This is a genomic window from Lysobacter sp. yr284, from assembly GCF_900107375.1.
GTDB lineage: Bacteria > Pseudomonadota > Gammaproteobacteria > Xanthomonadales > Xanthomonadaceae > Lysobacter.
Genome location: NZ_FNPT01000006.1, coordinates 320,285 through 342,290, shown reverse-complemented (window position 1 = coordinate 342,290; position 22,006 = coordinate 320,285). Strand labels below are relative to the sequence as shown.

The window sequence follows — 22,006 nt, the reverse complement described above, 5'->3', positions numbered from 1 at the left end:
GGGGCTCCGCAAATGCGCGAAAACCCTATTGTGGCGCCTGCGGCCGGTTGCGCCAACCGCACCCTGCCCGGTGCAGTACTAAAGGCCTAAGCGGCACAGCCCTTGCGCCGCCGGCGTGTGCGTACGCCCCAGTATTGGCGGCCGCGCCCGGCCGGCGAACCGGTGCGCGCCGGCGCGGACAGGTCCGGCGCCGGCCCCGCCGCGACGGTCGCTCAGCGCTTGCCGGCCTCGGCGGTGTGCGGCCGCGCCGGGGCGTAATCGACCTTGAGCAGGTCCAGCGGGCGGTCGTCGAAGCGGTAGGTCAGCGCGTTCTCCAGCTCGTCCAGCGCGCGCACGCTCTGGCACAGGCGGTCGCTGCGGCGCTCCAGGGCGTCGGCGCGCGGCTTCACCGCGGCCTCGATCTGGGCGTCGAAATTGTCGAGTTTCTCGAAGCGCTCGATGTCGCCGCTGAGCGCGGCGCTGACCGCGCCGCCGACCAGGTCGCCGATCACCAGCGGCACCGCCTCGCCGACCGCCTTGCCGATGCCGTCGCCGAGCCGCTTGCCGCTGAAGCGGGTCGGGCCGATGGCGTCGCGCAGGCTGGCGTCGAGCTGCTTGCGCGCTTGCGCGACCTTGGCCTGGGTGCGGTCGGGGTGGTTGCCGAGCTTGACCGCGACCTCGCCGATCGCGACCAGGGCGATGTCGGCGGCCTCGCGGGCGATGGCCTGGGTCTCGGGCATGGTCGCGCGCGCGCCGCGCTCGAACTCGGCCAGCCGGCGCGCGTCCTGCGCGCTGAGCTCGACCCAGCGGTCGTCGACGAACAGCCGGCCCTGGCGCATCACGATCGCCTTGGGCTCGCCGTCCTGGCGGGTCAGGATCAGGCTGCGCTCGTTGAGGGTCAGCTGGTACGGGCTGTCGATCTCGCAGCGGCTGTCGATCTCGACGCTGGCGGAAGCGGCGCCGCAGGCCAGCATCGTGGCGGCGGCGGCGAGTCGGAACAACGGGCGGGCGGACATCGTCGCATCCTCGACGGTGGGATGGCTCCAGCTTGCCGCCGCAGCCGCCGGCGCGGCACGTGCCTTTCGGCGGCATGACCTTCGTCATGGCGGTTGGCCGTGCCGATCGTGGCGGCTCGCGCGCGGCGCGAAATGCGCGTGCGCGGCCGGCGGCGTTCGCGCGCATGCGCGGCGGGTCGCGCGGGCATCGCTGCGCAGCGCGCGGCGAACGCGTGCGCCGCGCGCTTGCCGCGACGGAAAAACCCTTCGTTTCCGATCCGTTCAAGCAGCGCGCGCGCATCCGCGCCATCGCACGCACGCTGTTGCGCGCCGTCGCGCTACGCGCGCCGAGGCACGCGCGCGCGTCGTTCATGCTGCGGCCATGCGCATCGGACAAGGCCGTTTTTCAGGCATTTCCTTGCGAAAACGCAATCGCGGCGAGTCGCTCCGCGCGTTTTTTTCGCCTCGGCTCGCATGCGCTATCCGCGCGTTTTCGCTTCGCTCTTTGTCCGTTCATTTCATTCATTTTTGCCTTGAAAACAGGGCTCTAACACGATCCTCGCGTGAAAAGTTCCTTCACGCGCGTTCGCGCGGCACGTCCGGTTCATGGATGCGTTGCTAACTTGCGCCCCGCCTCCCCCAAGGCAACACGCAACACACACAACAACACAGGAGTTCACTCCATGATCCGCTTCCGTCATTTGACCCTTGCCATGCTCGGCGCCCTGGCCTTCGCCCCGGCCGCCTTCGCTCAGGATGCCTCCACCGACAGCGCCAGCGGCAAGCGCTTCGCCATCGTCGGCGGCTACGCCCTGAGCCAGCCGACCAAGAATCCGCAGATCGGCGGCGTGCGCACCGACGTCGACGGCGACGGCGCCCCGACCCTGAGCGCCAGCTACTTCTTCAACGACAACTTCGCCATCGAGGCGTGGGGTTCGGCCGACAAGTTCGGCCAGCGCCTGAACTCGAACGGCGGCAAGATCGGCAGCATCGACTCGCAGCCGGTCGCGCTCAGCGGCCAGTACCACTTCCGCGGCGCCGACAGCATCGTGCGTCCGTTCGTGGGCCTGGGCTACTACCAGGCCAACTACACCGGCGAGAAGCTGATCAGCGGCCAGCGCCTGGGCGTGGACAACGCCAAGGGCGGCATCGCCACCGCCGGCGTGGACCTCAACATCAACCCGACCTGGTTCGCCCGCGCCGACGTGCGCTACATGCAGGGCAGCAAGTCGGACGTGAAGCTGGACGGCGTCAAGGTCGGCGAAGCCGAGCTGAACCCGGTCACCGTCGGCGTCGGCATCGGCGCGCGCTTCTGATCGGCGCGCGGCCGATCCAGGCGCACGCGCCAAAGCAGCAAGGCAGCAGGCAGTACCGTTGTGGAAGTCGCTCGTAGCAGTACGCAGTCGCAACACCGCAGTACGCAACAAGCACCATGCAGTAAGCCGTAGCGGACGGGCTCCTTCGGGAGCCCGTTCGTTTTTGCGCGTTCGCCTTGCGCGCGGCTCAGCCGGAGCCGTCGTCGAGGAACTGGATGAGGTAGAACCCGGCGCCGCGCGGATCGCTCAAGCGGGCGATGCGGACCACGCCGGTGGCCTCGAACGGCGCCGCCTCCAGCCGCCCGCCCAGCGCCAGCGCGCGCTGCACGCAGGCCGCCACGTCCGCCACCTGCAGGTAGATCGACCAATGCGGGGCCAGGCCCTGCCACTCCGGCCGCATCTGCAGCAGGCCGCCGAGCAGGCGCTGGCCGTCGGCGAACACCCGGTAGCCGTCCGGCCCGCTGGGATGGCTGCGCATGCGCCAGCCGAACAATTGCTGGTAGTAGCGCTCGGCGCGGTCGATGTCGCCGGTGGCCAATTCGGCCCAGCACACCGCGTTGTCGACCCCCAGCGCGTCCACCCCGGGGTGGGCGCGCTGCTGCGCCAGCGAGAACACCACGCCCTCGGGATCGGCGCACACCGCCATGCGCACGTGTTCCATCAGTTCGAACGGCGCGGCGACCATGCGCCCGCCCAGCGCGACCGCGCGCGCGACCGCCTTGTCGCAGTCGGCGGTGCGGAAATACACGCCCCAGTGCGGGCCGCCGATGCCGTCGATGCCGGTCACCGCGCCCGGCACCAGGGTGTAGGTGCCGGCGACGTCGCGGCCGTCGAGCTTGAAGATGGTGTAGAGGCTGCCGTCGGGCATCGGCGTGCGCTCGACCGTCCAGCCGAACAGCGCGCGGTAGAAGGCCTCGATCGCCGGCTGGTCGTCGGTGGCCAACTCGAACCAGCACGGAGCCCCCGGAGCGTGGACGAGTGCGGTCATCGCGATGCTTCCCCCGTGCTACTGCCAACTACGTCTCGACAGTAACTCCGGGAACGGCGGCCGTCATGGCGCGCTGCGGCGAGAAAACGCCGCGAGCTTTAAGGATGTTCAGCTTCGAGGTGAACGCGCTCGCGCCGCAGCAGGTACAGGCCGCTGGCGACGATGATCGCCGCGCCAACCCAGGTCACCGCGTCGGGCAGCACGCCCCACAGGGCCAAGTCGAGCATCACGCCCCAGATCAAGGCGGTGTATTCCAGCGGCGCGATCAGCGAGGCCTCGCCGAGGCGGAAGGCTTCGGTGACCGCGTACTGGCCGAGCGAGCCGGCCACGCCCAGCCCGGCGATCAGCCAGGCGTGCTCGGCGCGCAGCGGCACCCAGTCCTGCCAGGCCAGCGCGCCGGCGCCCAGGGTCATCAGCCCCATCAGCCAGACCATCATCGCCTGGGTGCTGTCGGTGCGCGCGAGCACGCGCACGGTGATCGCGGTGACCGCATAACCCAGCGCCGCGCCGAGGATCGCCAGCGCGGCGACACTGAGCATGCCCGCGCCGGTCGGCCGCAGCAGCACCAGCACCCCGAGCAGGCCGATGCCGATGGCGACCCAGCGCCGCGGCCCGACCTGCTCGCTCAGCAGCGGGCCGGACAGGGCGGTGATCAGCAGCGGGGCGATGAAGAAGATCGAGTACGCGGTCGACAGCGGCAACCGGTTCACGCCGTAGACGAACGAGGCCATCATCCCGACGCCGAGCGCGCCGCGCAGCAGGTGCAGCGGCCAGCGCACCCGCAGCAGGCTGCGGCCGCCGCCGCTGGCGAAGGCCCAGGTCAGCACGAACGGCAGCGACGAGGCGCCGCGCAGGGTCGCCACCTGGAACGGCGGGTAGTGCTCGGACAGCAGCTTCAGCAGCGCGTCCATCATCGAGAACATCAGCACCGCCACCAGCATGGTGGCGATGGCGCGGCGCGCGTGCGGGTTGGCGGCGGTCATGGCGCGCGCGCCGGGACGCAGGCGGCGGCGAAGCAGCGGGAGAACGGCGTGGTCATGGCAGAGGCGACGTCGGGGTCCGGCATCATGACCCGGCCGCCGCGGGCCGTCACCCGCCTGCTGTCAGCGCCCGGCAGCAGTGTGGCCGGGCGGCGGCGTGCGGGCCAGGCGATGGCGTCGCAGGCGGCGGCGCAGGCCGAGGGTGTAGACCAGGTAATAGCCCAGCAGCAGCCCGCCGACCGCGAACAGGCCGCCCTGGCGCGGCAGCCAGGCGTGCGGCGCGTCGGCGCTCCAGGCGTGCAGGCCCTGCCACAGGCCGTAGGCCAGGCGCGCGGCGATCAAGCCGGTCAGGCCGAGCGCGATCCAGCGGCTGGGGGTGTAGTACAGGCCGCGAGGGTCGTCCTCGAACCGGGTCAGGGCCAGCCCGAGCGCGCCGAGCGCCAGCCCGGCCAGCAACCCGGCGGCAGCGAACGCCGGCGCGTCGGCGACCCAGTGGCCCGACACCCAGGCGCCGGCGAAGAACAGCAGCAGCGACAGCAGCGAGAACGCCGCGCCCAGGCTCACCGCCCAGCCGAGCGCGCGCCGGCGGGCCTTGCCGTAGCGATAGCGCTGGATCAGGCCGACCGGGATCAGCAGCGCCCACAACAGGGCCAGGGCCAGCAGGGCGAACGGGATGAGCAGCAGCGGCATGGCCGCAGTCTACGGCCGCGAGGGCGGCGGGAGGGCGTTCGGGCCCTCCCGCGGCCCGCGGATCAGGCGGCCTTTTCGAGGCTGGCGATGTCGATCACGAAGCGGTAGCGCACGTCGCCCTTGATCATCCGCTCGTAGGCTTCGTTGATCGATTCGATGCCGATCAGCTCGATGTCCGAGGCCACGCCGTGCTCGGCGCAGAAGTCCAGCATCTCCTGGGTCTCGCGGATGCCGCCGATCAGCGAGCCGCCGAGCTTGCGCCGCTGCATGATCAGCGCGCCGGCCGCGACCGGCGCGGGCTTTTCCGGCACGCCGAGCAGGACCATGGTGCCGTCGACCTTGAGCAGGCTCAGGTAGGCGTTGTAGTCGTGCTCGCCGGAGACCGTGTCGATGACGAAGTCGAAGCTGCGCGCCAGGCGCTTGAAGGTGTCCTTGTCGCGGGTCGCGGCGAAGGCGTGCGCGCCCAGTTCCAGCGCGGCCTCGCGCTTGGACTCGGAGGTGCTCAGCACGGTCACCCGCGCGCCCATCGCCACCGCCAGCTTGACCGCCATGTGGCCCAGGCCGCCGAGGCCGACCACGGCCAGTTCGTCGCCGGCCTCGACGCCGTAGTGGCGCAGCGGCGAGTAGGTGGTGATGCCGGCGCACAGCAGCGGCGCGGCGCGGTCGAGCGGGATCGACTCGGGGATGCGCAGCACGTAGGCCTGGTCGACGGTGATGCGGGTCGAGTAGCCGCCGTAGGTCGGCGCGCCGCTGCCGCGCTCGGTCGAGTTGTAGGTGCCGGTCATGCCCTGGTCGCAGTACTGCTCTTCGCCGGCCTTGCACTGCGCGCATTCGCGGCAGGAATCGACGAAGCAGCCCACGCCGACGGCGTCGCCGACCTTGAAGCCCTTCACGTTGGCGCCGGCCTGGGCGACCCGGCCGACGATCTCGTGGCCCGGCACCATCGGGAAGATCGAACCGCCCCACTCGTCGCGGGCCTGGTGGATGTCGGAATGGCAGACGCCGCAATACAGGATGTCGATCAGCACCTCGTCCGGGCCGGGCTCGCGGCGGTCGATCGAGAACGGGGCCAGGGGCGAATGCGCGTTGCGCGCGGCGTAGGCGGCGGTCTTGGGCATGGGGGATTCCAGGTGGCGTGGACGGGACGCAGCGGCGGCCGCGGGTCCCCCGGGTCGTGGCCGGAGGCGGACGGGCGCTGGGGCGTTCATTCTAGGCGCGCGGCGTGGCGCCGGCGTCAATCCGGCGCGGCCGGGAACGCTGCGCCGCTGCAACGCTGCGTATCGCCGTCGCGCTTGCGCTACCCTGTGCGGCGTTTCCCCCATCGTGCGAGTGCGCCATGCCTTCTTTCGACGTGGTTTCCGAAGTCGATACCCACGAACTCACCAACGCGGTCGACCAGGCCAACCGCGAGCTGTCCACCCGCTTCGACTTCAAGGGCGTGGACGCCAAGTTCGCGCTCGACGACAAGCTGATCACCCAGTCGGCGCCGAGCGAGTTCCAGCTCGAGCAGATGACCCTGATCCTGCGCCAGCGCCTGTCGGCGCGCCAGATCGACGCGCGCTGCCTGGAGTTCGGCGACATCGAGACCAACCTGGCCGGCGCGCGCCAGAAGATCACCGTGCAGCAGGGCATCGAGCAGAAGCTGGCGAAGAAGATCGCCGCCGCGATCAAGGACGCCAAGCTCAAGGTCGAGACCCAGATCAACGGCGACAAGCTGCGCGTGACCGGCAAGAAGCGCGACGACCTGCAGGCCGCCATCGCCCTGCTGCGCGCCGGCGACTTCGAGCGCCCGCTGCAGTACGACAACTTCCGCGACTGAGCCGCGCGCGATGCACGAGTACGGCCCCGATCCTGTCGCACAGACCGCGCGCTGGCTGGAGCGCGCGGTGATCGGGCTGAACCTGTGCCCGTTCGCCAAGGCGGTGCTGGCCAAGCGCCAGATCCGCTTCGTGCTGAGTTACGCGCGCACCCCGGAACAACTGCTGGAAGAACTGTCGTCGGAACTGGTGCTGCTGGAACAGACCCCGGCCGAGCAGATCGACACCACGCTGCTGATCCATCCGCAGGCGTTGACCGACTTCCTCGAATTCAACGACTTCCTCGACCTCGCCGACGAGGCGGTGGCGCTGCTGGACCTGGAGGGCGAGATCCAGATCGCCAGCTTCCACCCGGATTACCAGTTCGCCGGCACCGCCTACGACGACATCGGCAACTGCACCAACCGCTCGCCCTACCCCACCTTGCACCTGCTGCGCGAGAGCAGCGTGGAGCGCGCGGTGGCCGCGTTCCCGGACCCCGACGCGATCGTCGAGCGCAACCTGGCGACGCTGGAGAAGCTCGGCGCCGAGGGCTGGCGCAAGCTGTCGGCGTGGAATTTCGGCGGCTGAGTCGGGCGCGGTTGCGTCGAGATCGGCGGAGCTAAATCAAAACGCTTCGTCCCCGATCCGGGTCGGCCGCGAACGCGTCACGCCGCTGCAGATGCGCGGCCATCGACTCCAGCCAACAGCGAAGCCGGCGCCCGCCACCGAAGTCGCTCTTCGAGGATTTTCGCAGCCGCAACTTCGCTGTCGCCGGGCGCGACCTTGATCGGCTACATCGCCGGAACCCTCGCGCGATCCGGACTCGGTCTTGACCCTTGGGCTTGGCCAGACAGGGGGCAGGTACACTCCGCGTGCCTGGCGAGTACACGTCTCGAATGGGCCTTTCGATCTGCGTCCCGCATCGCGTTGCCCGCTTGACCGCCTCCTCAAAATGGGCCTTGCTGCACAACCCAAAGCTGCGCATCGTTGGCCTCGCCGGGCACCCGGCGATGGACGCGGCGAAGGATGGACCCGATGACACGCAATGCCGCCATCCGCCCCGCGGACGGCCCTGACCGCCCCAAATCCCGCCCGCGCGGCCGCGGGTACCTCTTGGCGCTTGCCTTGGCTGGCGTGGCGGCGTGCGCCCAGCCAGCGGCCGACCCCGTCGCCGCGTCCCGCCAGGAGCAGCCCGCCATGACGGCGCCCACCTCCGTCCCACCAGACGCCACCGCCCCCACCGACAACCCCGCCGATGCGGCGGCAGCCGCCGCTGATCGCGCCGCGGCTTACGCCGAGAGCGTTACTCCGCCGCCGAAGGCCAACCCGGCCCCATCGACGCCCCTACCCCTGCCTCAGGGACCCGCCCTGTCGACCCAAGAGCTGCGGGCGCGGGTGCTGAAGCTCATTGCGGGGCTGAAGACCGCTCGCGACACCGAGGCAGCCCACGTCGCGCAGGTGCTGGGAACCCCCTTGGGCCCGGACCCCAAGGACGCCGAGCGCCAGCGGGTCGCTGGGCCGCTGGTGGACGGGGTTCGCTATGGCGTCAGGGTCAATGCCTTGTATTCGGGCACACCGGGGCAGCACGTGGAAATCCGCTGGGTGCCTGCGGGTTGGAAGGGCGACCCCCGCAAGCCCGAGAACGCGTTGTCCACGTGCAGTTTCGACTTCGGCCCCTTCAGCGACGAGATCGCCGCGATGGGCTACGCGCGCTCGAAAAGCGCGCCGCACCTCAAGGAGTTTTGGTCGTTTCGCAAGGACGTCCCGGCGAACAACATCACCTTTTACCTGGTCGTGACCCTCTACCGAGCGCTCGACGGTTCCGATCCGAAGGGGCGCCCTTGCGTGATGGCCGTTGAGATCGACGCCGACGACGCCGAGGTCGACCATGGCTGAGCCGATGCCGTCGCAACTGCGCGCATTGGTCGACGAACTCGCCAGCCAAAAGAACATTCCGCCCGGCGCAGCCCGGGACGTCGAGGCGGCAATCCTGACCTCGCCCTACCTCGCCAGCGTGATGGTCGACGCGGCGAACCAGAAGGCCCTCAAGCGCATCGGCGTGACCCAGGGAAAACACGAGAGCGGCCACTACGACAGCGCGACCGGCACCGTTTTCATCAGCGTGGGCAGCTTCACCGATAAAACCGTCAACGCGCAGGCCCGTCTGGACAACATCACCAACACGCTGGGTCACGAAACGGGGCACGCGCTCACAGCCAAGCAGCGCACAGAAGAGATCGGCCGGCTGTCCAACGCGATCGAAATCAGGCTCACCGAAGGCGTGGGCAACGCGTCGTATGTCGACGTGACCGCCGACGCCAAGCGCTACTTGAACTTCACTCGCGGCGACGAAGCGCTGTCCGAGTTGATCGGCATGAATGCTGTCGCGAGCCGGGTGGCTTCTACCCAGCCGGGCGGCTATACCCAAGAGAGCTTCCTTCAACGCGTTGACGCGTCCACGAAGTGCGTCGACACCAACGAAGACAGCCTGGAGGCCAAGCTGGCCCCCGGGATCCGACTCGGGCCCCGCGGATACCAGCTCACAGGCAACCGCTTCAACAGCCCGGCCGTTGAAGCGGTGGCGGCCTGCCACTACGACCGGGGCGCGACCCTCGGGCGGAGCGGGGACTCGAACTACCGCAACTACTACGGGCCGTCCGTGCTGTCGACCATCGCTGCGGCACACGCCGAAGCGGCGAAGGGAACGACGCAAGCGGTGCCGGAGGTCCGGCTCGACCTGAAACGCCTGAAGCTCGACCTGGCGCAGATCGAACGCAACGGAGTGGACCTGGGAAGCCCCGGTAAGCGCTTCAGCTTCACCGACACCAGCGACGGCAAGCTCGAGTGGAAGACCGTGCGCGATACGAGCACAGGCCCCTCCAACCCGCCCCCCAAGGACGTGGACGTCGACGCCCCAGCCGCGTGTCCCGCGTTTCGCGCGGACAGCCCCGGCCACCCGGACCACCGGGGATTCGAGATGTTCCACGGCGCGATCAAGGCGGACGGACGTTGGAGCGAAGCCGAGTCCCGCAACCTCGCCGCGGCCGGCCTGGCGGCCGTAAAGGCGGACCCGATCGTCGGGGCCAACCTCACCGGGGTCGCGATCGGCAAGGCGGCGGACGGGGGCACGAACCTCATCGGGTTTGCCTCCCCGCACGGGCCGGCCGGGCCGCACCACCACCTGGCGATCGACGCCGGCAACGCCGCCCAAGTGCCTGCGGAAACGAGCCTGGAACGGGTCGAGCGACTCAACCAACAACAGGCCCGGCAGCAGGCCCAGGCCCCGACTCAAGACCCGGAAGGCCCGACCGGCGCCAGGATGACGCTCTAGATAGGGCGCGGCCGCGTCCTCACGCTTGCGCAGAGACCGCCCCGTCGGCAGCGCGACGGTGTCCAGAGCCCTGGAACGACGCTCGACCGACAGCTCGAAATGGCCCGCCCTCAGTAGGCCCAGGTCGCACGCACGCCGGCGCGGCGGCTCAGCGATACGTGGAGCCGTGGCGCGTGCGGCCGCTCAGCCGGCCCGGGCTGCGCCCGGCGCCAGCACCCGCTCCAGCAATCCGCGCGCCTGTTCCAGCGAGGCCACGATGCGGTGGCCGAACGCGCGCAGTTCCGCGCCCGGCGCGACCAGGTCGGGCACCTGGATCGGCGTCGCCCCGGCCGCCAGCGCGGCGCGCACGCCGGGTTCGGAGTCTTCCAGCACCACGCAGCGGCGCACGTCGACGCCGAGTTCGCGCGCGGCCAGCAGGTAGATGTCCGGCGCCGGCTTGGGATGCTCGACGTCGCTGCCGGCGACGACGACGGCGAAGCGCTCGATCAATCCGCTCGCGGCCAGCTTGGCCAGCGCGCGCGGGCGCTGGGTCGAGGTCGCGACCGCCTTGGGCACGCGGTGCGCGTCGAGCAGGTCGAGCAGTTCCAGCAGGCCGCGCTTGCGCGGCAGGCCGGCGGCGACGCGTTCGTCGTAGAGCCGATAGCTGGTGTCGCGCAAGCGCGCCGCGGCGTCGGCGCCGAAATGCCCGCTGAGGTGGGCGAGGCTGGCGCGGTCGTGCATGCCGACCATCGCCAGCCACACCGCGTCCTGCGCGACCAAGCGCTCGGCCGCGGCGGCTTCGCGCCAGGTCTCCAGCATCGCCTGCTCGCTGTCGAGCATCAGGCCGTCCATGTCGAACAGCACGGCGTCGGGAACGAAATCCAGCGCTGCGGACGTCTCAGCCACGGAGGTTTCAGCCACGGAACAGGGTCTCGAGATGGGTGGAATCGAGCGTGCGCCATTGCCCGCCCGGCAAATCCTGCAGCGACAAACCGCCGATGCGCGCGCGGTGCAGCGCGACCACGTGGTTGCCGACCGCGGCGAACATGCGCCGCACCTGGTGGTAGCGGCCTTCGGTCAGGGTCAGCCGCACCCGCCGCGGTTCCAGCGTTTCCATGACCGCCGGCGCCAGCGGAGTCTTCTCCGACTCCAGCATCAACTCGCCGCTGGCGAACACCGCCGCCTCGTCGCCGCGCAGGTCCTGAGCCAAGATAGCTTCATAGACCTTGCCGAGCTTGGCCTTCGGCGAAACGATCCGGTGCAGCAGCGCGCCGTCGTCGGTCAGCAGCAGCAGGCCGCTGGTGTCGCGGTCGAGCCGGCCGACCGGCGACAGCAACGGCGAACGCAGGCGGAAGCGCGGCGGCAGCAAGTCGTAGACGACCCGGCCCGGGTCCTTGGTCGAGCAGGTGTAGCCGACCGGCTTGTGCAGCATCAGCGCCAGCCCGGCCGGCGGGTCCAGCGGCTCGCCGTCGATGCGGATCGCGGCGTGTTCGACCTGGTCGTCGGCGTACAGCACTTCGCCGTCGGGATCGGCGACGCGGCCCTGGCGGAACATCGCCGCCACGTCCTTGCGGCTGCCGTAGCCGAGGTTGGCGATCAGCTTGACCAGTTTCATGCCCGCCCCCGCGCGCCGCGCGCCTCCACCACCTTGAAGCCGCCGTCCTGGGCGACGGTGCGGACTTCGCCGAAGTGCTCGTCCAGCGCCTGTTCGTACGGCAGATGGCGGTTGGCGACCAGCCACAGGCGGCCGCCGCGCTCGAGCGATTGCGCCGCCACCTGGATGAAGCGGCGGCCGATGTCCGGGCGCTCCTCGCGGCCCTGGGCGTGGAACGGCGGGTTGCTGACGATGACGTCGTAGCGGCGCGGCAGGCCGGCGGTGACGTCGTGCCAGAAGCTTTCCACCGGCACCCGCGCGCCGTCCAGGTTGTGGCGCGCCAGCGCGAGCGCGCGCGCCTGCGCTTCGTACAGGTCGAGCGAGACGATGCGCGGGCAGCGCGCCAGCAGATCGGCCGACAGATAGCCGTAGCCGGCGCCCAGGTCGGCGGCGCGGCCGGCCAGGTCGGCCGGCAGGTGCGCGGCGAGCAGGGCCGAGGCCGGGTCGATCCGGTCCCAGGCGAACACGCCGGGACGGCTCAGGAAACGGCCGTCGAGGATCGCGCGCGGCGCGTCCAGCGCCGACCAGGCGCGCAGCAGCGCGGGATCGGCCGGGCCCTGCAGCGGCGCGGTCCAGAACGCGCGGCATTTGCGCTTGGACAGGCTGCCGACCTTGCCGGCCAGCTTGGCCAGGTCGTCCTCGCCCGAGGGCGCGCCCTCGTCGTTGCGCAGGCACGCCAGCACCCGCCCGCCCGGCGCGCAGCGCGCCACGGCCTGGGCGAACAGCGCGCGCGCCTCCTCGCGCTGGCGCGGCGGCAGCACCAGCACCAGCGGGAACCGGCGCTGCGGGTCCAACGTTTCCAGGTCGACCACGTCCAGGCCGCCGCGCTCCAGCGCGTCGGCGGCGGGTTTGAAGTCCTGCTCGCACAGCAGCCCCGGGCGCGGCGCCCGGCGCAGGCCGACGCCGTCGCGCGCGCGCAGGAACAAGGCCTCGCCGGGCCAGGCCAGCACGCCGTCGGCGATGGGTTGGAACAGGGTGTCGAGCGCGTCGTCGGAGCGGTCAACGCGCATGGCGGGCACTGGCCAGTTGGGCGAAAAGGTTCATCGCGCCGATTTTACGCGGCTGCGGGTTAGGGTGTGGCCATCGCAATCGACGCAAGGAGCGCCCACCGTGCGCCTGCCCGTGCTGGTCGCGGCCGCATTGATGCCGGCGGTGGCCTGGTTCTCGCAACAGGGCTATTTCGGCCCCGACAACGGCGAAATCTCCGACCGTTACCCCACTTTGCTGGTCGCCGCCGGCTACGCCTTCGCGATCTGGGGCCTGATTTTCCTGCTCGATCTGGCCTTCGCCGTCTGGCAACTGGGGTCGCGCCGGCGCGAGGACGACACCTTGCAGCGGGTGCGCCCCGCCGCCGCGGCCGGCTTCACCCTGACCGCGCTGTGGATGCCGCTGTTCTCGCAGCAATGGTTCTGGCTGGCGCTGGCGACGATCTGGCTGGCCCTGGCCTGCCTGGCCTGGGCCGCGGCGGTACTGGCGCGCGATCCCACCCCGCTGCCCGGACAGGCGCTGTGGGCGAAGTTCGCGATGTCGCTGCACGCCGGCTGGCTGTCGCTGGCGGCGTTCCTGAACACCGCGCAGGTGATCGTGGCCTACCGGCTGGCGCCGGTGGACGCCATGCTGCCGTGGAGCCTGGCCCTGTTCGCCGCCGCGGCGCTGGTGCTGCTGGCCTTGAACGCGCGCCTGCGCGGCAGCGCCGGCTACGTGCTGGCGGCGCTGTGGGGCCTGGCCGCGGTGTATGCGAAGCAATCCGAATCGGCCCTGCCCGGAGCGACGGTGGCGGCGTGGACCGCGGTCGCCATCGCGGCCGCGTTGCTCGCGCAGACCGCGTGGCTGCGGCTGCATCCGAAGCACCGGGTGTTCTCGGGGCATCTCTCGCCGGGCGAGTGAGTTTGGATGCTCGTGTCTCGGATCGCCGCGACCTGAAACACGAGCATCGGGCCTGAAGGGCCTCGCGCATTTCGCATCGCGGCAACATCCGCTTCATCCTGCGCCAACGCCGCCGCCGCGAGGATGAAACCTCGTCCAGCACAGGAGCGTCGCGCAATGCGAGCCCTCTTCGTCGGCGGCACCGTCGACAACAGCGAACTCGATCTGGAAGGCGGCACCGCGCCGCGCCACTATCCGCCGGACACCGGCAGCGGCAAGGCGCGCTATCGCTTGCACCACGTGGGATTGCGCGAAGGCGACGTGGTCTACGCGGTGTACGCGGCGCCGGAACTGGCCGACGGCGAAATCGAGCGGGTGGCCGATGAGCGCGGCTATGCGCGCAGGTTCGAGGCGGAACCGCAGTTGAGCGTGTGAGGCGGCCCTCACCCCAGTCCCTCTCCCGCACGGGGAGAGGGGCTTCAAAAGCCAAGCGTTGATCGCGGCCCTTCTCCCGTTTGCGGGAGAAGGGCCTGCCCGCGAATGCTTTAATCCAGGGCGCCGCGAAGCGCTTGCCCGTGCGAAGGCAGCGGGCGGATCAGGACAACGCGCAGCCTCAGTTCTGCAGCTCGCGCAACGTCACCGAAGGCGGCGCATCCAGCACCCGCCGGGTCGCGAACATCCCCGCCGCCAACGCCGCCAGCATGCCCGCCGCGCCGCCGGCCGCGGCCATGCGCCAGTCGAACTCCCACGGCAGGTCGAACACCTTCACCGCGACCACGCCGGCCAGCGCCGAGGCCGCGATCGCCGCGACCAGCCCCGACAACAGCCCGATCGCCGCGAACTCCGAGGCCTGCGCCAGCCGCAACTGCCAACGGCTGCCGCCGAGCACGCGCATCACCCCGCCTTCGAGCAGGCGCTCGTCCTGGCTCGCGCTGACCGCCGCCATCAGCACCAGCAGGCCCGCGAACAGCGAGAAATAGAACACCACCTCGACCACGGTCGAGACCTGGTCGGCGGTGCTGCGCACTTGCTTGAGCACCTGCTCGACATCGATCACCGACAGGTTGGGAAAGCGCTCGACCAACTGCGAGGTGAAGCGGGTGTCCTGTGCCGGCACGCTGATCGCGGTGATGTAGCTGGCGGCGTAGCCGTCCATCGAGCCGGGCGAGCCGATCACGAAGAAGTTCGGCCGGAAGCTTTCCCAATCGACCTTGCGCAGGCTGCCGATCCTGGCCTCGTACGGCTGCCCGGCGATGTCGAAGCCGATGCGGTCGCCGACCTTCCAGCCCAGGGTTTCGGCGAAACCTTCCTCGACCGACACCTCCGGCTGCGCCAGCTTGCGCGGCGCCCAGAACGCGCCGTCGACGATCTTGTTGTCGTCGCGCAGCGTATCGGCCACCGACAGGTTGAACTCGCGCTCGGCCAGTTGCTTGGCGCGGTCGCCGCGCGCGGCGTAGCTGTCGCCGGTCACCGCCTGGCCGTTGTGGCTGACCAGGCGCGCGCGGATCATCGGGAACAGGGTCGGTTCGCCGATGCCCTGTTCGCCGATGAAGCGGCGCACATCGGCCATCTGGTCCTGCTGCACGTTGATGATGAAGCGGTTCGGCGCGTCGGCCGCCAGCGCCAGTTGCCAGCGGTCGAGCAGATCGGTGCGCACGAAGGTCAGCAGCAGCAGCGCCATCAGGCCCAGGCCCAGCGCCGAGACCTGGGCGATGCTGGCGCCGGCGCGGCGGCTGACGTTGGCCAGGCCGTAGCGCAGCGCGCCGCGCAGGCGCGAGCGCAGGCGCCGCACCGCGACGATCAGACCCAGCGCCAACAGCGCCAGCACCGCGAAGGTGGCGATGATCCCGCCGAGCATGTACGCGCCGAGCAGCAGCGAGCCGGCCTTCCACCACAGCAGCGCGGCCAGCCCGCCGAGGCCGGCGAGCGCGACCAGCCACGCGCTGGGCTCGGTCGCGTCGAGATCGCGGCGCAGCACCCGCAGCGCCGGCACCCGCCGCAACGCCAGCACCGGCGGTGCGCCGAACGCCAGCAGCACCACCAGGCCGACGGCGAAGCCCTGCAGCGCCGGCAGCAGGCCGGCCGGCGGGATCGACATCTTCAGCGACTGCTCCAGCCAGCCGCCGATCGCCCATTGCAGGCCGAACGCGAGCGTCACCCCGATCGCGCTGGCGAGCAGGCCCAGCAGCACCATCTCGCCGACATGGATGCCGACCAGGGTGCGCTGGCTGGCGCCGAGGCAGCGCATCACCGCGGTGCCGGACAGGTGGCGCTCGCTGTGGCGGCGCGCGGCCATCGCCACCGCCACCGCCGCCAGCACCACCGAGACCAGCGCGGCCAGGCCGAGGAAGCGGCCGGCGCGGTCGAGCGCGGAGCGCACTTCCGGGCGCGCGTCGGCGATGGTCTCCAGGCGCTGGCCGCGGCCGAGCGCGGGCTTGGCCGCGGCGACGAAACGCTCCACCGCCGCGGCCGGGCCGGCCACGACCAGGCGATAACGTATGCGGCTGCCGGGCTGGATCAGGCCCGTTCCCGGCAGGTCGGACAGGTTGAGGAACACCTTCGGCGCGATGTTGAAGTAGTCCAGCGACGCGTCGGGCTCCTGGGTCACCAGCGCGGCCAGGCGCAGGCGCGCGTCGCCGATGGCGATCTCCTGGCCAATCCGGGCGCCCAGGGTGTCGGCGCCGGCCTGGCTCATCCACACCGTGCCCGGCGCGGGCACGCCGGGCGCGTCGCGCTCGGCGCCGCCGGCGCGCTGCGCGATGCGGAACGCGCCGCGCAGCGGGAAGCCCGCGCCGAGCGCGCGCAGGTCGCCGAGCTGCAGGCGCTCGCCGACCCGGATCATGGTCTGCAGTTCGGTCGCCTCGGCGCGGCGCAGTTCCGGCGCGTTGGCGGCTGCGCGCAGCTTGCCGGCGATGGGTTGGTCGGCGCGCACCACCGCGTCGCCGCCGAGCAGGCGGTTGGCCTCGATCGCCAGCGCGCGCTCGGCGCGGTCGGTGACGAAGCCGACCGCGGTCACCGCCAGCACCGCCAGCACCAGCGCGGCGAGCAGGATGCGCACATCGCCGGCCTTGAGGTCGCGGCGCAGCTGGCGCCACGCCATCGCGATCGTGCGGCCCATGTCAGGCCTGCACCAGGCGGCCGCTGTCCAGGCGGATGCGGCGGTGGCAGCGTTCGGCCAGATGATCGTCGTGGGTCACCAGGATCAAGGTGGTGCCGGCGTCGGCGTTGAGCTGGAACAGCAGTTCGATGATCGCCTGGCCGGTGTGGGTGTCGAGGTTGCCGGTGGGCTCGTCGGCGAACAGCAGCGAGGGCCGGGTCACGAACGCGCGCGCCAGCGCCACGCGCTGCTGCTCGCCGCCGGAGAGCTGGCGCGGATAGTGGTCCAGGCGCTGGCCGAGGCCGACCTTGTCCAGGATCGCGCGCGCCGGCGCCTGCGCGTCGCGGTCGCCGCGCAGCTCCAGCGGCAGCATCACGTTCTCCAGCGCGGTCAGCGACGGCAGCAGCTGGAAGCTCTGGAACACGAAGCCGACCTTCTCGCCGCGCACCCGGGCGCGGCCGTCCTCGTCGAGCGCGGAAATGGTCTCGCCGTCGAGCGTGACGGTGCCGGCGCTGGGCGAATCCAGGCCCGCCAGCAGCGACAGCAGCGTGCTCTTGCCGGAGCCGGACGCGCCCACGATCGCGACCGTGTCGCCCTTGGCGATGGCGAAACCGACCCCATCGAGGATGCTGAGTTCGCCGGACGGCAGGCTCACGCGCTTGCCGAGCCCGCGCACGTCCAGGGTGATCGGACGCAGCGGATCGGGCGACCGCCCGGTCTGCGCTCGTTCATCGTTTTGCGCGAGGCCATCGGCCATGATCGGTGCGGCCAGGTCGGAAACTGCCATGATCGTCCTTCTGCTTGCCTCGCCGCATCTTCGGGAGACGTTATTAAATGATCTTTAAGAGTTTCGGCGCGCCGCGCGCCCTTGGTGCGCGCGCCGCGAACGAAGGATATGCGGGGCCGCGGCGCCGGCTTCAATGGGCCATCGGTCCTGCCCTGGCGGCGGGCGTGCTCGCCGCCGCCGCGTTCGCCGCCGCGCCGGCGGCCGCGCAGCCCGCATCGGCCGCGAAACCCGCGCCTGCGGCGCCCGCGGCCAAGGCCCAGCGCACGGTGCTGTTCATGGGCGACTCGCTGTCGGCCGGCTACGGCCTGGCCGCGCCGCAGGGCTGGGTGGCGCTGACCGCGCAGCGCATCGCCCAGGCCAAGCCGGGCTGGCGGGTGGTCAACGCCAGCATCAGCGGCGAGACCACCGCCGGCGGCGCCGCGCGCATCGCCGGCGAACTGCAGCGCAACCGGCCGGCGGTGGTGGTGATCGAGCTGGGCTCCAACGACGGCCTGCGCGGCCTGCCGCTGGCGCAGAGCCGGGCCAACCTGGAGCGCATGATCCAGGCCGCGCAGGCGGCCAAGGCGCAGGTGCTGCTGATCGGCATGCGCATGCCGCCGAACCTGGGCCGCGAGTACACCGAAGGCTTCGAGCGCAACTACCGCGAACTGGCGCAGACACATTCGGCGCCGCTGCTGCCGTTCCTGCTCGAACCGGTCGCGGCCGACCGCAACAACTTCCAGAACGACAACCTGCACCCGACCGCGGCGGCGCAGCCGAAGCTGCGCGATCACGTGTGGACCAAGCTGGGGCCGATGCTGAAGTGAGCGAGTAGCGCAGCCGCGCATGGATTGCGGCGTTCGCGGGCATGACGTCGAATAGCTGGCGCGATATCGGCCGCGACGTCCGCGAAGCCGGCTACGCGCGCCTCAGCGCGCGTAGCGCTCGATGCCCAACCCTTCCAGGTCGATCTGCGGCGCGCGGCCCGAGATCAGGTCGGCCAGCACCCGCCCGGTGCCGGCCGCCATGGTCCAGCCCAACGTGCCGTGGCCGGTGGCCAGGTACAGGCCGCGCACCGCGGTGGCGCCGAGCAGCGGCGTGCCGTCGGGCGTCATCGGCCGCAGGCCGCACCAGAATTCGGCGCGCGCGCCGTCGCCGCCGCCCGGGAACAGGTCGCCGACCACGTGCGCCAGGGTGCGCCGCCGCGCTTCGTGCAGGCGCAGGTCGTAGCCGGCCAGCTCGGCGGTGCCGCCGACGCGGATGCGGTCGCCCAGGCGGGTCACCGCGACCTTGTGGGTCTCGTCCATCACCGTCGATTCCGGCGCGCAGGCGGCATCGACGATGGGCAGGGTCAGCGAATAGCCCTTCACCGGATAGACCGGGATGCGCAGCCCCAGCGGCGCCAGCCAGCGCGGCGAATAACTGCCGAGCGCGAGCACGCAGGCGTCGGCCTCCAGCGTGCCGGCGTCGGTGCGCACGCGGCGCCAGCGCCCGCCTTCGGCTTCCACGCCGGTGAGCTGGGTGTCGAAGCGGAAGCGCGCGCCCGCCGCCTGCGCCAGCGCGGCGAGATTCTGGCTGAACTTGAAGCAGTCGCCGGTTTCGTCGCCGGGCAGGCGCAGGCCGCCGGCGAACCGCTCGCGCACCCGCGCCAGCGCCGGCTCGTGCGCGATACAGCCGTCGCGGTCGAGCAATTGGTAGGCCACACCGGACTCGCGCAGGATCTGGATGTCCTTGCCGGCGTCGTCGAGCTGGCGCTGGCTCCGGAACAGCTGCAGCGTGCCCAGCTCGCGCGCGTCGTAGTCGATGCCAGTGTCGGCGCGCAGCTCGCGCAGGCAGTCGCGGCTGTATTCGGCCAGCCGCACCATCCGGCCCTTGTTGATCCGATAGCGCGCGTGGGTGCAGTTGCGCAGCATCGCCAGGCACCAGCGCCACAGCGCGGGATCCAGCGCGGGCCGGATCACCAGCGGGCGGTGCCGCATCGCCAGCCATTTGATCGCCTTCAGCGGCACGCCCGGCCCGGCCCACGGCGCCGAATAGCCCGGCGAGACCTCGCCGGCGTTGGCGTAGCTGGTCTCCATCGCCGGCGCGCGCCGGCGGTCGATCACTTCGACTTCGTGGCCGGCCTGGGCGAGGTAGTAGGCCGCGGCGGTGCCGATCACGCCGCTGCCGAGGACGAGGACTTTGATGCGCGACTCCCGAATGCCCGCCGCCGCGCGGGCCTGCCGATACGCGGCCCGTGCGGGCCCGAAACCGGCGCCGGCGAGCGCCGAGCCGGCAGGCTACCACCGCACCGCGGCCGCAGGAATACGGCGGAAACCCGCATCGCGCACGCATGCGCCGACGCGCCGGCGCGAACTGTGCGCCGGTGCGCAGCGCGGCGCCTCAGCCCGCGTGCGCCGGCGCCGGCTTGCACGCCGCGTATTCCTTGCGGCTGAGCCGGCGGTCGCGGTCGCCATCGCAATGCACGATGCGCTTGGCCAGCTCCGGCGCGCGCACCGTCACCTCGGGCAGGGTCACTACCCCGTCGCCGTTGCCGTCGAGCGATTCGTAGCTCGGCAAGGCCGTGGCGGCCGACGGCGGCGCCGGCTTGGGCGCAGCGGCCCAGACCGGCAGGCAGGACAGCGCGAACGCGGCGACCGCCGCGACGACAGCGATACGAGGATTCATCGGAACGGCTCCATTGCGGGGAAATCGCCACGCGGCGGCGCCGCAGCCGCGGCTCCGGCGCGCGCTCACAGGAAATTGTCGTAGACGCTCTGCACCACTTCGCCGCTGCGCAGATCGATCAGCAAGGCATCGGGCCCGTAGCGCACCCATTCGTAGCCGACCGGCGGAATGTCCAGACCGAACAGCCAGAAATCGGCGAGCACGAATTCCGGCGCCCAGTACGCGCGCGGCAGGAATTCGCCGTAGCCCCAGCGCCGGTAGGCGAAGCCCGGCGGCGCGCGCCACGGCCCGATGCGGTAACCGCGCCGGGCCTGGAAATTGTGGGCGAAGTAGCCGCGATCGAACTGGCGCGGCCGCGCCTCGACGCCGCGCGGCGGCTCCATGCGCTGGTAGCCGTGCGGCGCGCGCTGGGGCTCGAACGCGCCGCCGCGGCGTTCGAACGCGCCGGCGGACAGCGCCAGAGCAGGCAAGACCAGCGCCAGCGCCACAACGGCGAGACGGCGGCGACAGCGCGGAGAATCGCAGGACAAGGCGAACATGATCCGGACTCCTTCTGAGGAGAGCTGACGGGATGTCAGCGACGATCGCGGCTGCCGGACGCGTGCCTGTGATCCTCAGTCCGCCGGGCTGTCGTGGTGCTGGCGGGAGGATTAAAGAATTTCAATCGTAAGCCGCGCGCGAAGCGCGGGTATCGTTTGCGTAAGCGCTTCGCGGCGCTGGGCCGGCGTTCAGCGCCGCCGTCACTGGCGGATGCGGAAGCTCGGGTTTTCGTTCAACGAGCCGTCGGACTCGACCACCACGAAGCGCTCGCCGTCGCGCTGGAACACCACCGGAATCGGATCCAGGAACATCGGCCGGCGCACGAAACGCAAGGTCCAGCCGAGTTGCTCCAGCGTCGCCAAGGCATCGAGCTGGGCGCGGTTGAGCCCGGCGCGCAGGCCCGCCGGGTTCACCAGTTCGGCATCGAGCTTGCGGCGTTCGCGGTCGCTCATGGGGGCGTTGGGGCGGAAGGACCGGCCGAAGATACTCCAAAGCCGGCGACGCGACCGCGCCGGCGGTCGCGCAACCGACCGCTCACGCCGCCGACAGGAAGTCGAGCACCGCCGGCTCGAACGCATCGGGGTTTTCGATGTTGGCCATATGCACCGCCGGCAACGCGAGCCAGCGCGCGCCGGGCACCGCGGCGGCGATGGCGCGGCCGTGTTCGGGCAAGGTCACCGGGTCGGATTCGCCGGCGATCACCAAGGTCGGCGCGGCGATCAGGCCGAGCGTGCGGCGCAGGTCGGCGTCGCGCACCGCGGCGAAGCTGCCGGCCAGGCCGGCCGCGCTTTGCGCCAGCAGCGTGGCGCGAAACGGCTCCACCCGCGGATCGCGCGCGTCGAGCATCGCCGCGGGAAACCAGTCGCGCAGGAACCGCTCGGCGATGGCGCGCATGTCGGTCGCGGCTTCGGCCTCGCGGATGCGTTCGTCGAACACCGCCGCCGGGCCGAGGTAGGCGGAGGTGTTGCTCAGCACCAGCCGGTCGATGCGTTCGGGCGCGCGCACCGCCAGCCACTGGCCGACGAAGCCGCCGAGCGAGAGGCCGAGGAAGTGCACGCGGTCCAGGCCGAGCGCATCGAGCAGTTCCAGCACGTCGCGGCCGAGCCGGTCGAGCGAATACGCGCCGGCCGGCGCCGCGGACGCGCCGTGGCCGCGCGCGTCGTAGCGCAGCACCCGGAAGCGCCGGCTCAGCGCCGGAATCTGCGCGTCCCACATATGCAGGTCGGTGGCGATGGAGTTGGACAGCAGCAGCACCGGCAGGCCGGGGTCGCCGTCGAAGCGGTAGGCGATGCGGACGCCGTCGCCGGCGAGGATGTGCGAGGAGAAGGAAGCGGACACGGGCGGCTCCAGGAAAGATCG

Annotated in this window: 23 protein-coding genes and 1 pseudogene; 9 read left to right on the top strand and 15 right to left on the bottom strand. The window is 71.4% G+C overall.

What is annotated here, in order from left to right; translation table 11 throughout:
- Positions 1-212 precede the first annotated feature (212 nt).
- Positions 213-995: a DUF2884 family protein gene (locus BLV01_RS12950; protein WP_091799920.1), complete on the bottom strand. Its 783-nt coding sequence runs from the start codon at positions 993-995 to the stop codon at positions 213-215.
- 74 nt (positions 996-1,069) lie between these two features.
- On the opposite strand from BLV01_RS12950, the gene BLV01_RS25460 reads away from it, so the two are divergent.
- Both BLV01_RS25460 and BLV01_RS12945 read left to right on the top strand, forming a co-directional pair.
- Positions 1,070-1,525: a hypothetical protein gene (locus BLV01_RS25460; RefSeq protein ID WP_139178670.1), complete on the top strand. Its 456-nt coding sequence runs from the start codon at positions 1,070-1,072 to the stop codon at positions 1,523-1,525.
- A gap of 132 nt (positions 1,526-1,657) precedes the next feature.
- Positions 1,658-2,290, top strand: a complete 633-nt coding sequence (locus BLV01_RS12945) for an OmpW/AlkL family protein (RefSeq protein WP_091799916.1) — start codon at positions 1,658-1,660, stop codon at positions 2,288-2,290.
- A 187-nt stretch (positions 2,291-2,477) separates the two neighbouring features.
- Here the strand turns inward: BLV01_RS12945 and BLV01_RS12940 are convergent, their stop codons facing one another.
- The 4 genes from BLV01_RS12940 to BLV01_RS12925 all read right to left on the bottom strand — a co-directional run bounded on the left by BLV01_RS12940 (position 2,478) and on the right by BLV01_RS12925 (position 6,066).
- The gene (locus BLV01_RS12940; RefSeq protein ID WP_139178669.1) at positions 2,478-3,278 is read right to left on the bottom strand and encodes a VOC family protein; all 801 of its coding nucleotides are present in this window, start codon (positions 3,276-3,278) and stop codon (positions 2,478-2,480) included.
- A 98-nt stretch (positions 3,279-3,376) separates the two neighbouring features.
- Positions 3,377-4,261 (bottom strand): DMT family transporter, encoded by an 885-nt coding sequence (locus BLV01_RS12935; RefSeq protein WP_254782634.1) that lies wholly within the window; start codon positions 4,259-4,261, stop codon positions 3,377-3,379.
- A gap of 120 nt (positions 4,262-4,381) precedes the next feature.
- Positions 4,382-4,948, bottom strand: coding sequence for a CcdC protein domain-containing protein (locus BLV01_RS12930; RefSeq protein WP_091799910.1), 567 nt, complete (start codon positions 4,946-4,948; stop codon positions 4,382-4,384).
- 62 nt (positions 4,949-5,010) lie between these two features.
- Positions 5,011-6,066 carry an NAD(P)-dependent alcohol dehydrogenase gene (locus BLV01_RS12925; RefSeq protein WP_091799907.1) on the bottom strand — a complete coding sequence of 352 codons (1,056 nt, stop codon included), beginning with the start codon at positions 6,064-6,066 and terminating at the stop codon, positions 5,011-5,013.
- A gap of 218 nt (positions 6,067-6,284) precedes the next feature.
- Between BLV01_RS12925 and BLV01_RS12920 the strand changes: the two genes are divergently transcribed.
- The 4 genes from BLV01_RS12920 to BLV01_RS12905 all read left to right on the top strand — a co-directional run bounded on the left by BLV01_RS12920 (position 6,285) and on the right by BLV01_RS12905 (position 10,078).
- Positions 6,285-6,767 (top strand): YajQ family cyclic di-GMP-binding protein, encoded by a 483-nt coding sequence (locus BLV01_RS12920; RefSeq protein WP_091799904.1) that lies wholly within the window; start codon positions 6,285-6,287, stop codon positions 6,765-6,767.
- Positions 6,768-6,777: 10 nt separating this feature from the next.
- Positions 6,778-7,335, top strand: a complete 558-nt coding sequence (locus BLV01_RS12915; RefSeq protein ID WP_091799901.1) for a DUF1415 domain-containing protein — start codon at positions 6,778-6,780, stop codon at positions 7,333-7,335.
- A 447-nt stretch (positions 7,336-7,782) separates the two neighbouring features.
- Positions 7,783-8,643, top strand: coding sequence for a hypothetical protein (locus BLV01_RS12910; protein WP_139178668.1), 861 nt, complete (start codon positions 7,783-7,785; stop codon positions 8,641-8,643).
- A gap of 4 nt (positions 8,644-8,647) precedes the next feature.
- Positions 8,648-10,078 carry a hypothetical protein gene (locus BLV01_RS12905; RefSeq protein ID WP_217633505.1) on the top strand — a complete coding sequence of 477 codons (1,431 nt, stop codon included), beginning with the start codon at positions 8,648-8,650 and terminating at the stop codon, positions 10,076-10,078.
- A 183-nt stretch (positions 10,079-10,261) separates the two neighbouring features.
- Here the strand turns inward: BLV01_RS12905 and BLV01_RS12900 are convergent, their stop codons facing one another.
- From BLV01_RS12900 to BLV01_RS12890, 3 genes are read right to left on the bottom strand one after another with little or no spacing between them, the layout of a single operon-like run.
- A complete protein-coding gene (locus BLV01_RS12900) occupies positions 10,262-10,963 on the bottom strand; it encodes an HAD family hydrolase (RefSeq protein ID WP_256375604.1) in 702 nt (233 codons plus the stop codon).
- A gap of 7 nt (positions 10,964-10,970) precedes the next feature.
- Positions 10,971-11,672, bottom strand: a complete 702-nt coding sequence (locus BLV01_RS12895) for a pseudouridine synthase (RefSeq protein ID WP_091799892.1) — start codon at positions 11,670-11,672, stop codon at positions 10,971-10,973.
- Positions 11,669-12,721 carry a class I SAM-dependent methyltransferase gene (locus tag BLV01_RS12890; protein ID WP_091799889.1) on the bottom strand — a complete coding sequence of 351 codons (1,053 nt, stop codon included), beginning with the start codon at positions 12,719-12,721 and terminating at the stop codon, positions 11,669-11,671. Before BLV01_RS12890 ends, BLV01_RS12895 begins: the two co-directional genes overlap by 4 nt.
- Positions 12,722-12,821: 100 nt before the next feature.
- On the opposite strand from BLV01_RS12890, the gene BLV01_RS12885 reads away from it, so the two are divergent.
- A complete protein-coding gene (locus tag BLV01_RS12885; RefSeq protein WP_091799886.1) occupies positions 12,822-13,598 on the top strand; it encodes a hypothetical protein in 777 nt (258 codons plus the stop codon).
- Between the two features lie 156 nt (positions 13,599-13,754).
- Complete coding sequence (locus BLV01_RS12880; RefSeq protein WP_091799883.1) at positions 13,755-14,012, top strand: hypothetical protein; 258 nt, start codon at positions 13,755-13,757, stop codon at positions 14,010-14,012.
- A gap of 178 nt (positions 14,013-14,190) precedes the next feature.
- On the opposite strand, the gene BLV01_RS12875 is transcribed toward BLV01_RS12880, so the two are convergent.
- Positions 14,191-16,695: an ABC transporter permease gene (locus tag BLV01_RS12875; RefSeq protein WP_091799879.1), complete on the bottom strand. Its 2,505-nt coding sequence runs from the start codon at positions 16,693-16,695 to the stop codon at positions 14,191-14,193.
- Position 16,696: 1 nt separating this feature from the next.
- Positions 16,697-17,461: an ABC transporter ATP-binding protein gene (locus BLV01_RS12870; RefSeq protein WP_254782633.1), complete on the bottom strand. Its 765-nt coding sequence runs from the start codon at positions 17,459-17,461 to the stop codon at positions 16,697-16,699.
- Positions 17,462-17,625: 164 nt separating this feature from the next.
- Here BLV01_RS12870 and BLV01_RS12865 point away from each other — a divergent pair, with 164 nt between their 5' ends.
- On the top strand, positions 17,626-18,267 hold the full coding sequence (locus BLV01_RS12865; protein ID WP_254782632.1) for an arylesterase: 642 nt from the start codon (positions 17,626-17,628) through the stop codon (positions 18,265-18,267).
- A 102-nt stretch (positions 18,268-18,369) separates the two neighbouring features.
- On the opposite strand, the pseudogene BLV01_RS12860 reads toward BLV01_RS12865, so the two are convergent.
- The 5 genes and pseudogenes from BLV01_RS12860 to pcaD form a co-directional block, all read right to left on the bottom strand.
- Positions 18,370-19,647, bottom strand: a pseudogene (locus BLV01_RS12860) (D-amino acid dehydrogenase); the annotation flags it as partial.
- A gap of 175 nt (positions 19,648-19,822) precedes the next feature.
- Positions 19,823-20,107 (bottom strand): hypothetical protein, encoded by a 285-nt coding sequence (locus BLV01_RS12855; protein ID WP_091799868.1) that lies wholly within the window; start codon positions 20,105-20,107, stop codon positions 19,823-19,825.
- 65 nt (positions 20,108-20,172) lie between these two features.
- Entirely contained in the window at positions 20,173-20,646 is a 474-nt protein-coding gene (locus tag BLV01_RS12850) for an RcnB family protein (protein WP_091799865.1), read from the bottom strand.
- A 201-nt stretch (positions 20,647-20,847) separates the two neighbouring features.
- A complete protein-coding gene (locus BLV01_RS12845) occupies positions 20,848-21,099 on the bottom strand; it encodes a hypothetical protein (protein WP_091799862.1) in 252 nt (83 codons plus the stop codon).
- 82 nt (positions 21,100-21,181) lie between these two features.
- The gene (gene pcaD / locus BLV01_RS12840; protein WP_091799858.1) at positions 21,182-21,985 is read right to left on the bottom strand and encodes a 3-oxoadipate enol-lactonase; all 804 of its coding nucleotides are present in this window, start codon (positions 21,983-21,985) and stop codon (positions 21,182-21,184) included.
- Between the last annotated feature and the right edge of the window lie 21 nt (positions 21,986-22,006).